Here is a 12553-nt window from a genome sequence, read left to right as displayed (position 1 = left end):
AAGCACTAAGTTTTAAGTCAGGTCAGTTTAACTAATTTGAAAATAGTATCTTTACGAATAGGAAAATGAATTTATGAACCTAAATCCGAAATTTATCCACTGGATAATTGTCGGATCAATATATATAAAATTATGGGATGTAGCAGTTGTTCAACCGGTAAGGGGGAGCAACCACGTGGGTGTAAAAATAACGGTACTTGCGGAACAGATGGTTGTAATAAACTTACCGTTTTTGATTGGCTTTCAAATATGTCATTACCCAATGGTCAAGAAGCTTTTGACTGTGCTGAGGTACGATTCAAAAACAGTAGAAAAGAATTTTTTAGAATACCTAGTACGATAACACTTTCCATTGGAGATATTGTGGCTACAGAGGCACAATCAGGTCATGATGTTGGGATTGTAACCTTAGTTGGTGAATTGGTTAGGGTTCAGATGAAAAAGAAAAAGGTAGACTTCAAGGATGAAGCCCTGCCTAAAATATATAGAAAAGCTTCACAAAAAGATGTCGATGTATGGCAGGCTGCGAGAGATAGAGAGGCTGAAGTACAAAAGCGTTCACGTGAGTTGGCCATCAGGTTACAACTGGCGATGAAAATTTCTGACGTTGAATTTCAAGGAGATGGATCCAAGGCGACCTTCTATTATACCGCTGAAGATCGAGTAGACTTTCGTCAGCTAATCAAGGATATGGCTAGAGCTTTTGGAACTCGTATTGAAATGCGCCAGATTGGTTATCGACAGGAGGCAGCTCGTTTAGGTGGGATAGGATCCTGCGGAAGAGAACTGTGTTGTTCAACTTGGTTGACGGACTTTAGGTCCGTAAATACGGCCTCTGCGCGTTATCAGCAATTATCATTAAACCCTCAAAAACTTGCAGGTCAGTGTGGTAAACTTAAATGCTGTTTGAATTATGAATTGGATGCCTATCTAGATGCGTTAAAAGGATTTCCAAGCCAGGAAATTAGGTTGAAAACCCAGAAAGGGGAAGCTGTTTGTCAGAAAGTTGATATTTTTAAAGAGATGATGTGGTATGCCTATGAAGGAGAATGGGCAAATTGGTACGTGTTGACCACAGATCAAGTAAAAGAAATCATTGATTTACATAAGAATAAACAGACTGTATCTAGTTTGGAAGATTATGCAGTTGACTTGAGTGAGGATACTAAAACTTCTTTTGAGAACGTTGTAGGTCAAGATAGTCTAACGCGTTTTGATAGACCTAAAGGGAAGAAACGAAGAAATCAAAGCAAGAAACGTCCGTCAAATAATAAAACGAGTCAGGCAAGTGGCAAAGACAGCCAGACAAATGGTAAGGCGAAGCAGGCAAACAGTAGAACCGCTCAGCCCACTAATACTAAATCTAGTCAGCCAAATAAGAAATCCAAAAGACCAAAGAATGCGAAATAGGTTTGCCGCCCTGTGGTTGATAATTATATTTTTGGCATCGTGTAACAATGCCAATATGGCTTATGGGGATTATAAGGAATTATCCGATGGATGGGATAAGGAGGAAGCAGTGCTTTTTGATTTTCCGGCCCCAGATTCCACGCAGACCTATGACATGTATATCAATCTTCGCAATAATGAGGACTATCCGTTTAGTAACCTGTTTTTGATCGTTAACCTCAATTTTCCTAATGGAAAGGTGGTGGCGGATACCTTGGAATACGAAATAGCAAAGGCTAATGGAGAATGGTTAGGTCAAGGATTTTCATCGGTAAAAGAAAGTAAACTTTTTTATAAGGAAGACTTTGTCTTCCCAGAGCTTGGTAATTATGAAATTGCCATACAACATGCCATGAGAAAAAATGGAAATGTTGAAGGCGTAACAACCTTAGAGGGTATAACTGACGTAGGTATACGTATAGAAAAATCAGCAAAATAGAGATGGCTAAAAAGGTGTCAAAGAAGAAAACTGTAAAAGAACAAGGGAGCTTTAAAAAGTATATATTGTGGTTTTGGGGACTTATTGGTGCCGGATTGCTATTATTAGCTTTGATATTTCTATTGGCCTCATGGGGGGTGTTTGGTAAGCTGCCTACCTTTGAAGTTTTAGAGAATCCAGATACAAATTTGGCTTCAGAGGTCATTTCATCTGATGGAAAAACCCTAGGAAAATATTACTTTGAGGATAACAGAACCCCGGTAGATTTTGATGAGTTGCCTGATCACCTGGTGAATGCACTTATTGCTACGGAGGACGAACGTTATTATGACCATTCTGGTATAGATGCCCGAGGGACCCTTAGAGCAGTAGTCTTTTTAGGAGCCAGAGGTGGAGCTAGTACGATTACTCAACAGTTAGCAAAACTACTTTTTACTGATAAAGTATCTTCGAATATTGTTGAGCGGATTATTCAAAAAGTAAAGGAATGGATTATTGCTGTTCGATTAGAAGATCAATACACCAAAGAAGAAATCATTGCAATGTATTTTAATATCTATGATTTTGGAAACCAAGCCGATGGAATTCGTTCTGCTGCTAGAATTTATTTTGGTAAGGAGCCTAGTAAATTGGAGTTGGATGAGTCTGCAATGTTGGTTGGAATGTTTAAAAACTCTTCACTGTACAATCCTCTGCGAAACCCGGTTGGAGTAACCAACAGAAGAAATGTGGTTTTCGAACAGATGTATAAGAATAAGTTTATTAGTGAAGTGCAATTGGATACCTTAAAGGAGGCTCCATTAGAAATTGATTATCACCCTGAGAGTCATCGCGAAGGAATAGCTACTTATTTTAGAGAGTATTTAAGAGATTGGTTACGTACCTGGACCAGTGATCCAAAGAATTTCCGTCCCGATGGAGAGAAGTACAATATTTACTTAGATGGTCTTAAGATTTTTACCACCATAGATTCCCGTATGCAAAAGTATGCTGAAGAAGCTGTGACTTCGCATATGACAAATCTTCAGGCTGAGTATTTTGTTCAAAATACAAAGGAGCGAAATAAGACTGCTCCATTTCACGATTTAACCCCGGAAGAGATAGAAAAGGTTATTGATAACTCTATGCGTAGATCGGAGCGTTGGAGGCATATGAGAGATGATTTAGGCAAATCTTCTGAGCAGATTATAGCTTCATTCAAAGAAGAACGGCCTATGAGAATTTTTAGTTGGAAAGGTGAAATAGATACCGTTATGTCACCTTTGGATTCCTTGCGTTATTACAAATACTTTCTACAGACTGGAATGATGTCTATGGAGCCACAATCAGGCCACGTGAAGGCTTGGGTTGGGGGTATTAATTATAAGCATTTTCAATACGATCACGTAAAACAAGGACGTCGACAAGTCGGTTCTACTTTTAAACCTTTTGTCTATGCTACTGCCATAGATCAGTTGCATCTCTCTCCATGTGATCAATTGCCAGATATTTATACCTGTATCGAGGCTCATAAATACGGAAACATGGAACCATGGTGTCCTAAAAACTCCAATGGAACGTATACTGGTGAAATGATTACCCTTAAACAAGCACTTGCCAACTCGGTAAATACCATTACCGCAAGACTTATGGATAAGGTTGGCCCACAACCAGTAGTGAATTTGATTAGACGGATGGGTGTTGAATCGCCTGTATTAGCGGTGCCCTCTATCGGTTTGGGAACGCCTGATCTTTCGGTATATGAAATGGTGGGTGCCTTTGGTACTTTTGCCAATCAAGGAGTTTATGTAAAACCTGTTATGGTTACGCGTATAGAAGATAAAAATGGTACTGTACTTTATGAATCTGTTCCTGAGACCAGAGATGTTTTAAGTCCGGAAGTGGCTTATACAACAGTGAAGTTAATGGAGGGGGTTACCCAATATGGATCTGGTGCACGATTAAGGGGTAATTATGCCAAAAACCAACAATTTTACAAGGAAATTATGACGGACTACCCATATGAATTTACCAATCCGATCGCGGGTAAAACCGGAACCACACAAAATCAAAGTGATGGTTGGTTTATGGGTATGGTTCCCAATCTTGTTACCGGAGTTTGGGTAGGTGGTGAGGATAGATCCATCCACTTTGCAACCATTCGTTACGGTCAAGGTGCGAGTATGGCATTGCCTATCTGGGGATCGTACATGAAGAAGTGTTATGCAGATGAGGATTTGGCCATTTCTAAAGATGCCTTTGAAGAACCAGAGGAGATGACCATACGAGTAGATTGTAATCAGCCTGCTGAAGCTGAACAAGACTCTATTCAGGTAGATTATAATGAAAACTTAGATATAGATTTTTAAGACCTTTACATCGATGCGCTTGTTCTGTAAAGGTTGTCATATCAAAAAATAGAATTGTTATGAAAGCTTTGTTGATCGTAGACGTTCAAAACGATTTTTGTACAGGAGGAGCACTAGCCACCCAAGGAGGTGAAGAAGTTGCTCCTGTTATCAATAAAATTGCCCATAAATTTGATCTTGTAGTGGCGTCCAAAGATTGGCATCCTGAGGAAACTGTCCATTTTGATAAATGGCCTAGACATTGTGTTCAAGGTACGCATGGAGCAGAATTTCATACCGACTTAAATACGGATATCATAGATCAAGTGGTAGAAAAAGGTACCGCCAATGTTGACGATGGTTATTCTGCATTCGAGGCTACCAATTTAAATCTTACCCAATACCTTAAATCTAAAGGAATTGATACCGTTTATGTGTGTGGTATAGCAACAGATTATTGCGTGCTATCCACAGCATTAGATGCCGTAAAAGAAGGCTTTAACACCTTTGTTATCAAGGATGCGATCAGGGCTGTAAATCTTCAACAAGGCGATGCAGATCGTGCTATACAACAGATGGAGCAGGAGGGAAGTGCAGTGATTCTCTCTAGCGAGATTTAGACTTCGAATACCCAAATTAGGAAACCCTTTTTTTATCAAATAAAATATTCTTCAATTTTTAAGGCGGAGGTTTCAAATCTGTTGAATTATTCGTAATTTTCAATTAAATTATTGAAAAATGATTAATAAGCGTGTAAATTCAATACAGGAAGCTCTTGAAGGTGTTCAGGATGGAATGACTATGATGTTTGGAGGTTTCGGATTGTGTGGTATTCCTGAGAATATTATCAAGGAATTGGTGACAATGGGAGTGAAGGACCTTTGCTGCATTTCAAATAATGCAGGAGTGGATGACTTTGGTCTAGGGTTGTTACTTCAAAAGCGTCAAATTCGTAAAATGATCGCTTCCTACGTAGGTGAGAACGCTGAGTTTGAGCGCCAAATGCTTACCGGAGAAATGGAAGTAGAATTGGTGCCTCAAGGAACCCTAGCGGAACGATGCCGTTCAGCTCAAGTGGGTATCCCGGCTTTTTTTACCCCAGCGGGTTATGGTACAGAGGTAGCTCAAGGAAAAGAAATCAGAAACTTTAACGGTAAAAATTACGTGCTCGAAGAAGCCTTTAAAGCGGATTTTGCTTTTATAAAGGCATGGAAAGGGGACCACGCGGGTAATCTGGTATTCAATGGAACCGCAAGAAATTTTAATCCTGCAATGTGTGGGGCCGCCACCATTACTGTGGTGGAGGTTGAAGAACTTGTTCCCGCAGGGAGCTTGGATCCGAATCAGATTCACATTCCTGGAATTTTTGTACAACGCATCTTTCAGGGAGAAACATATGAAAAACGAATCGAGCAGCGCACTGTAAGAAAACGCCAATAATAATTAAGAAATTAATATAGTAATATCATGGCATTGAGTAAAGAGCAAATCGCACAACGTATCGCCAAGGAGGTCAAAGACGGTTTTTATGTCAACCTAGGCATAGGAATACCCACCTTGGTGGCCAATTTTGTGCGTGATGATATCGCCGTTGAATTCCAAAGTGAAAACGGTGTGTTAGGTATGGGGCCTTTTCCATGGGAAGGAGAAGAGAACCCGGATCTGATCAATGCCGGCAAGCAAACCATTACAACTTTGCCTGGTGCTTCCTTCTTTGGCTCCTCACTTAGTTTTGGCATGATCAGAGGACAACATGTGGACTTGACCATATTAGGAGCAATGGAAGTGGCTCAAAATGGAGATATTGCCAACTGGAAAATTCCAGGAAAGATGGTCAAAGGTATGGGAGGAGCGATGGATTTGGTGTCATCCGCTGAAAACATCATTGTTGCGATGATGCATACCAATAGAGAAGGTGAATCTAAATTGCTCAAATCTTGTAGTCTGCCATTAACTGGAGTTGGATGCGTTAAAAAAATTGTGTCCAATCTTGCTGTTATTGAGGTTACCGATGAGGGCTTTTTACTTTTAGAACGCGCACCTGGAGTTTCAGTGGAAGAAATTCAGGCGGCCACTGATGGTGCACTTATTATCCCGGGTGAAGTTCCCGAAATGGTGCTTAATTAGCTTTACACCCTGTAAATGATACAAATCATCGAATAATCACCTCAACACATAGATTAATCTTCCGATTTTTATCACATTTTGACCCCTTCACAACATTATTAGGTAGATTCACAACAAAAAGGTGATTTTCAAATATTTGTGTTCTACATTTAGAATCCCAATTGAATTACTAACCATAACTATTTATGAAATGGAAGATTATACCTTAACCTACGATTCCAACCAAGAGAGCCAATCGACCTTTAGCAGTTTAAAAGGGACATTGACTTTAATCAAAAATCTATTTCTGGTCGCTAAAAAAGTATTGATGTTCTGAAATTTCCCCAAATAAAAGAACATGCCCCTATTTAATATATTTTTTAGCAATTAGATAAGGTATTAAAAAGACTCAATTCGTTGGGTCTTTTTTGCATAGTTATAGAAGCTAAATGCTATTGATTTGTGATGTGTAGTAGTATTTTTTCTATTTTCAATCCCTTTAATTGAGGTTAAAAACCTATAATTATTATTTTAGCACCTATTAATCCACCGAAACTATGCATAATATATTCACGGCCATTTTAATTGTTTTTAATTGCGTCATTCTTTTGGCGTTTAAAAACGAAGGTTATACGCTGCCTCTTTACATGAACTTGTTCAATATCCTATCGCTGCCAGTTTTATATCTTATTATTTCTAGTAGGGCTGGTTTGCCTGATAGCGAATTGGATTTTGATACTAAAAGTTGCGATATTAGGAGTATGGTGTTAAAGGAATTGTTTGGCGCTTTAAAACAACCTGTAGTTTTCATTTTGTATGTTTTTCCTCTGCTGCTTGGATTATTACTTCACCAAGTGGACTCACAAGATTATTTGAATTATGTTGTCCCAATGATAATTAACTTCTTAATTGGATTAAACCTATTGGCCATTTCGATCCTGCTTAAGTTGTACTTTCAAAAGCTGTACTATTATCTCATTTCTACGCCAGGGATTCTATTTGCTGCCTTGGTTACATTGGTTGGAGTGGCGACGTCGTATTTACTGTTTTTTGGAATTGTCCTTTTAGTGATAACTGCTCTATTAAGCATCTTACTTTTTTACTGGGCAAAACCTTTAGAGACTGAATAAAGTTCTTCTTTTTAGATTTTAGTACGCAAGCAACACACAATTTCTTTGGCCTCTTTATATGGCTCAACTAGTTGTAGTCTTTTAGGAAAATATGATTAATTAAACAATAGTGCTTTATGTTATTAAATACCTAATAATTTAGTTTTAATAATATCACGAGTGTAAGTATTTACTAAAAATTCTGTATTATTGTTAATTAAACAAAAAATCTTATGAACGCAGCTACCAAAAAAGCCTACTGGAGGGAAAACATTAAATACCTCATAATTCTATTAATAATTTGGTTCTTGGTATCATTCGGCTGCGGTATTCTCTTTGTCGATTCTTTAAATAAAATACAGATTGGTGGATTTAAATTGGGCTTTTGGTTTGCCCAACAAGGAGCCATCTATTGCTTTGTAGTTTTAATTTTTGCCTATATTATCCTAATGAATCGACTGGATAAGAAATACAATCTAAACGAATAACTTATTTTATGTCTTTACAACTATTAACTTACATTGTAGTAGGACTCAGTTTTGCTATATATATTGGTATTGCAATCTGGAGTCGTGCTGGCTCAACTAAAGATTTTTATGTGGCTGGGGGTGGCGTTTCACCTCTTGCTAATGGGATGGCTACTGCCGCAGATTGGATGTCCGCAGCTTCTTTTATTTCCATGGCGGGTATCATTTCTTTTTCTGGATATGATGGTTCCGTTTATTTAATGGGTTGGACTGGAGGTTATGTACTCCTTGCGTTGTTGCTGGCACCATATCTTAGGAAATTTGGCAAATTTACCGTGTCAGATTTTATAGGAGATCGGTATTACTCCAGGACGGCGCGACTCGTTGCTATTATATGTGCACTCTTTGTTTCTTTTACCTATATCGCTGGTCAAATGCGAGGAGTAGGAGTGGTATTCTCTCGATTTTTGGAAGTGGAGGTTAACACAGGTGTTTTCGTCGGTATGGCTATAGTGCTGTTTTACGCCGTTTTGGGAGGAATGAAAGGGATTACTTATACACAGGTTGCTCAATATTGTATTATGATCTTTGCCTTTATGGTACCTGCCATATTTATCTCTATTCAAATGACGGGAAATCCAGTTCCACAACTTGGTTTTGGTGATACTGTTGCCGATGGAACGTATTTGCTAGATAAGCTTGACGGCTTGCAAAGAGAGTTAGGTTTTCATGAGTATACCACCGGAAGTAAATCAACACTGGATGTGTTTATGATTTCTGCTGCACTGATGCTTGGAACCGCTGGTTTACCACATGTTATAGTTAGGTTCTTTACTGTTCCAAGGGTAAAAGATGCTCGTAAATCTGCCTTGTATGCCTTGATTTTTATTGCGATTCTTTACACAACGGCACCAGCAATAGCTGTTTTTGCTAGAACAAACCTTATTGAAACTGTAAGTAATCAGCCTTATGATCAAATGCCTGCTTGGTTCTCTAAGTGGGAGACTACCGGACTTCTTGATTTTGTAGATAAAAACAATGACGGTACCATTCAATATGTGGCAGATCCCAATAAGAATGAATTGTCCATCGATAAAGATATTATGGTTCTGGCCAACCCAGAAATCGCCAATCTTCCGAATTGGGTCATCGCTTTGGTGGCTGCCGGAGGTATGGCCGCTGCACTTTCAACTGCTGCTGGTTTGTTGTTGGTGATTTCAGCTTCTGTTTCTCACGATCTTTTGAAAAAGATGGTAATGCCTAATATTTCTGAAAAACAAGAATTGTGGGCTGCTAGAGGAGCTGCTTTTGTTGCTGTAATCGTAGCTGGATATTTTGGTATCCATCCGCCGGGATTTGTGGCCTCTGTGGTCGCTCTGGCCTTTGGTTTGGCGGCCGCTTCGTTCTTCCCGGCTATTGTAATGGGTATTTTTTCCAAGCGAATGAACAAAGAAGGAGCTATTACCGGAATGGTTATAGGTTTGGGTATCACACTATATTATATTGCACGATTTAAGTTACAGTGGATAGGTGATCTTGAAAATTCTGGACCGGACAACTGGTGGTTTGGAATTTCCCCAGAAGGTTTTGGAACCGTTGGAATGGTCATCAACTTCATTGTAGCTATAGTGGTGTCTAGATTTACCAAAAAACCACCTTTAGAAATTATTGAAATTGTCGATCATATCCGTATACCCAAAGGAGCCGGCGAAGCACAATCACATTAGTCGTAGGAGGTCACACAGAGTATCTAAATAAACAACCGGCACTATGGATGAAATCACCCACCGTGCCGGTTATTAATTTTTATAAGGTTGCTCTATGAGTGTGATGTCTTATTTCTCGAGATTAGCCGAGAGATATTCTCTGTTCATACGAGCAATATTTTCTAATGAAATACCTTTTGGACATTCGATTTCACAAGCACCTGTATTAGAACAGTTACCAAATCCTTCTTCGTCCATCTGTTTTACCATGTTAAGAACTCTTTCAGTAGCTTCAATTTTACCTTGTGGAAGTAAAGCAAACTGAGAAACTTTTGCTGAGGTAAACAACATGGCACTAGCATTTTTACATGCTGCAACACAAGCTCCACAACCAATGCATGTAGCTGCGTTAAAGGAGTCGTCTGCATCATCCTTGTTTACAGGAATTGCGTTAGCGTCTATGGTATTTCCAGAGGTGTTAACCGAAACAAAACCTCCGGCTTGTTGTATGCGATCAAAGGAAGATCTGTCGACGACCAAGTCTTTGATTACCGGAAACGCATTTGCTCTAAAAGGCTCAATGGTTATGGTGTCTCCATCGTTGAACATACGCATGTGCAACTGACAAGTGGTTACTCCGCGATCTGGTCCGTGAGGCTCCCCGTTAATCTGTAAAGAACAGGTTCCGCAAATTCCCTCGCGACAATCGTGATCGAATTCTATAGCCTCTTCTCCTTGACTTACCAATTCTTCATTTAGGACATCTAGCATTTCAAGGAAGGACATATCCTTCTCCACACCCGAAATAGGGTAGTCAACCATTTTTCCTTTTGAGGTGGCATCTTTTTGACGCCATATTTTTAGTTTTAAATTCATAGTATCAAGAATTTAGTTTGACCTAAGATGTGTATTGTCACAGCTGTGAAATACGACGTCTTATATCTATTTGTACGAGCGGGTTTTTAGCTCGATGTTTTTATATTCCAATTCTTCTTTATGCAATTTGGCAGTACTAGGGTCACCTGTGTACTCCCATGCAGCTACATATTTGAAGTTTTCATCATCCCTTTGGGCTTCTCCCTCTTCGGTTTGATATTCTTCTCTAAAGTGACCTCCACAAGATTCATTTCTGTGTAAGGCATCTTTGGCAAATAATTCACCCAGTTCTAAAAAGTCAGAAACACGTAATGCTTTTTCAAGCTCACTGTTTTTACTTTTTGGACTACCGGGAACTAGAACGTTTTTGTGGAAATCTTCACGTAGTTCACGTATTTCTACTGCAGCATCAGCCAAGTCTTTTGCATTTCTGGCCATACCACATTTGTTCCACATGATTTTACCAAGTATTTTATGGTAGTGGTCTACTGAATGTTTCCCTTTGTTATTGATTAACTTATCAATCTGATCCACAACAGCTTTTTCTGCCATATCGAATTCAGGAGAATCTGTAGATATTTTACCAGTTCTAATGTCTTGTGATAGGTAATCTCCAATAGTGTATGGTAATACAAAATAACCATCAGCCAATCCTTGCATTAAAGCAGAGGCACCTAAACGGTTAGCGCCGTGGTCAGAGAAGTTCGCTTCACCGGTAGCATAACATCCTGGAATGGTTGTCATTAAGTTGTAGTCTACCCAAATACCGCCCATGGTGTAATGCACCGCAGGATAGATCATCATTGGAGTTTTATAAGGATTTGCATCTACGATTTTTTCGTACATCTGAAAAAGGTTACCGTATTTGTTTTCGATAACTTTTTCTCCTAATTCCAATATTTCTTTCTCACTTGGATTGTGATTTCCGTGGATTGCGGCTTGTTCTTTACCGTATCGTTGGATAGCAGATTTGAAATCTAAGAATACAGCTTCACCAGTTTTATTCACACCGAAACCAGCATCACAACGCTCTTTGGCTGCTCTGGAAGCTACATCACGAGGAACCAAGTTACCAAACGAAGGGTATCTTCGCTCTAAGTAATAATCTCTTTCCTCTTCAGTCAATTCGGTTGGTTTTAATCTTCCTTCGCGGATGGCAACTGCATCTTCTTTTTTCTTAGGCACCCAAATTCTACCATCATTCCTTAGTGACTCCGACATCAGTGTCAATTTCGACTGATGATCTCCGGATACCGGAATACAAGTAGGGTGAATTTGAGTATAGCATGGGTTGGCAAAGAAAGCTCCTTTTTTGTGAATCTTCCAAGAAGCGGTTACGTTGCTTCCCATAGCGTTAGTGGATAAGAAAAATACATTTCCATAACCCCCGGATGCGATTACCACGGCATGTGCCGCATGTCGCTCGATTTCTCCACTTACCAGGTCTCTGGCGATAATACCTCTTGCTTTACCGTCAACAACAACGATATCCAACATCTCATGTCGAGTATAGGATTGTATTTTTCCTCTGTTGATCTGACGGTTCATTGCGGCATAAGCCCCTAGTAATAACTGTTGTCCGGTTTGTCCCTTAGCATAAAACGTTCGAGATACCAATACCCCTCCAAAGGAACGGTTGTCTAGTAGCCCGCCATATTCTCTTGCGAAAGGAACCCCCTGAGCAACACATTGGTCTATAATGTTAGCTGATACTTCAGCTAAACGATATACGTTTGATTCACGTGATCGGTAGTCACCTCCTTTAACAGTGTCGTAAAACAATCTGTAAATTGAGTCACCGTCACCTTGATAATTTTTCGCTGCGTTGATCCCACCTTGTGCTGCAATAGAGTGCGCACGACGCGGAGAATCTTGATAACAAAATGTCTTTACATTATACCCTAGCTCAGCTAAGGTTGCTGCTGCAGCTCCACCAGCAAGACCTGTTCCCACAACGATAACATCAATATTACGTTTGTTCGCCGGGTTGACAAGGTTGATGTTGTTCTTATAGTTTTCCCACTGTTGAGCGATATCGCCTTGGGGAGTTTTTGAATCTAATACTGCCATAATC

At 39.5% G+C, this 12553-nt stretch carries 11 protein-coding genes; 9 read left to right on the top strand and 2 right to left on the bottom strand.

Annotated elements, in window-relative coordinates; genetic code table 11:
• The first annotated feature begins 132 nt into the window (after window positions 1–132).
• The 9 genes from ACN0TV_RS09960 (at window position 133) to ACN0TV_RS09920 (ending at window position 9624) form a co-directional block, all read left to right on the top strand.
• Window positions 133–1410: a PSP1 domain-containing protein gene (locus ACN0TV_RS09960; protein ID WP_417362597.1), complete on the top strand. Its 1278-nt coding sequence runs from the start codon at window positions 133–135 to the stop codon at window positions 1408–1410.
• On the top strand, window positions 1400–1888 hold the full coding sequence (locus ACN0TV_RS09955; protein ID WP_417362595.1) for a gliding motility lipoprotein GldH: 489 nt from the start codon (window positions 1400–1402) through the stop codon (window positions 1886–1888). Before ACN0TV_RS09960 ends, ACN0TV_RS09955 begins: the two co-directional genes overlap by 11 nt.
• Before the next feature lie 2 nt (window positions 1889–1890).
• A complete protein-coding gene (locus tag ACN0TV_RS09950; RefSeq protein ID WP_417362593.1) occupies window positions 1891–4236 on the top strand; it encodes a penicillin-binding protein 1A in 2346 nt (781 codons plus the stop codon).
• A gap of 59 nt (window positions 4237–4295) precedes the next feature.
• Window positions 4296–4835 carry a nicotinamidase gene (locus tag ACN0TV_RS09945; protein ID WP_417362591.1) on the top strand — a complete coding sequence of 180 codons (540 nt, stop codon included), beginning with the start codon at window positions 4296–4298 and terminating at the stop codon, window positions 4833–4835.
• Window positions 4836–4953: 118 nt separating this feature from the next.
• Window positions 4954–5655, top strand: coding sequence for a CoA transferase subunit A (locus ACN0TV_RS09940; protein ID WP_417362589.1), 702 nt, complete (start codon window positions 4954–4956; stop codon window positions 5653–5655).
• Between the two features lie 27 nt (window positions 5656–5682).
• Window positions 5683–6342: a CoA transferase subunit B gene (locus ACN0TV_RS09935; RefSeq protein ID WP_417362588.1), complete on the top strand. Its 660-nt coding sequence runs from the start codon at window positions 5683–5685 to the stop codon at window positions 6340–6342.
• 536 nt (window positions 6343–6878) lie between these two features.
• Window positions 6879–7451, top strand: coding sequence for a hypothetical protein (locus ACN0TV_RS09930; RefSeq protein ID WP_417362586.1), 573 nt, complete (start codon window positions 6879–6881; stop codon window positions 7449–7451).
• A gap of 212 nt (window positions 7452–7663) precedes the next feature.
• Window positions 7664–7918: a DUF4212 domain-containing protein gene (locus tag ACN0TV_RS09925; RefSeq protein ID WP_417362584.1), complete on the top strand. Its 255-nt coding sequence runs from the start codon at window positions 7664–7666 to the stop codon at window positions 7916–7918.
• A gap of 8 nt (window positions 7919–7926) precedes the next feature.
• Window positions 7927–9624: a sodium:solute symporter family protein gene (locus ACN0TV_RS09920; protein ID WP_417362583.1), complete on the top strand. Its 1698-nt coding sequence runs from the start codon at window positions 7927–7929 to the stop codon at window positions 9622–9624.
• Window positions 9625–9732: 108 nt separating this feature from the next.
• Here the strand turns inward: ACN0TV_RS09920 and ACN0TV_RS09915 are convergent, their stop codons facing one another.
• Both ACN0TV_RS09915 and ACN0TV_RS09910 read right to left on the bottom strand, forming a co-directional pair.
• The gene (locus ACN0TV_RS09915; protein ID WP_417362581.1) at window positions 9733–10479 is read right to left on the bottom strand and encodes a succinate dehydrogenase/fumarate reductase iron-sulfur subunit; all 747 of its coding nucleotides are present in this window, start codon (window positions 10477–10479) and stop codon (window positions 9733–9735) included.
• Window positions 10480–10545: 66 nt separating this feature from the next.
• The gene (locus tag ACN0TV_RS09910) at window positions 10546–12549 is read right to left on the bottom strand and encodes a fumarate reductase/succinate dehydrogenase flavoprotein subunit (protein ID WP_417362579.1); all 2004 of its coding nucleotides are present in this window, start codon (window positions 12547–12549) and stop codon (window positions 10546–10548) included.
• Window positions 12550–12553 lie beyond the last annotated feature (4 nt).

This window comes from Galbibacter sp. (assembly GCF_048266365.1).
Lineage (GTDB): Bacteria > Bacteroidota > Bacteroidia > Flavobacteriales > Flavobacteriaceae > Galbibacter.
This window is presented reverse-complemented; position numbering and strand designations above follow the sequence as displayed.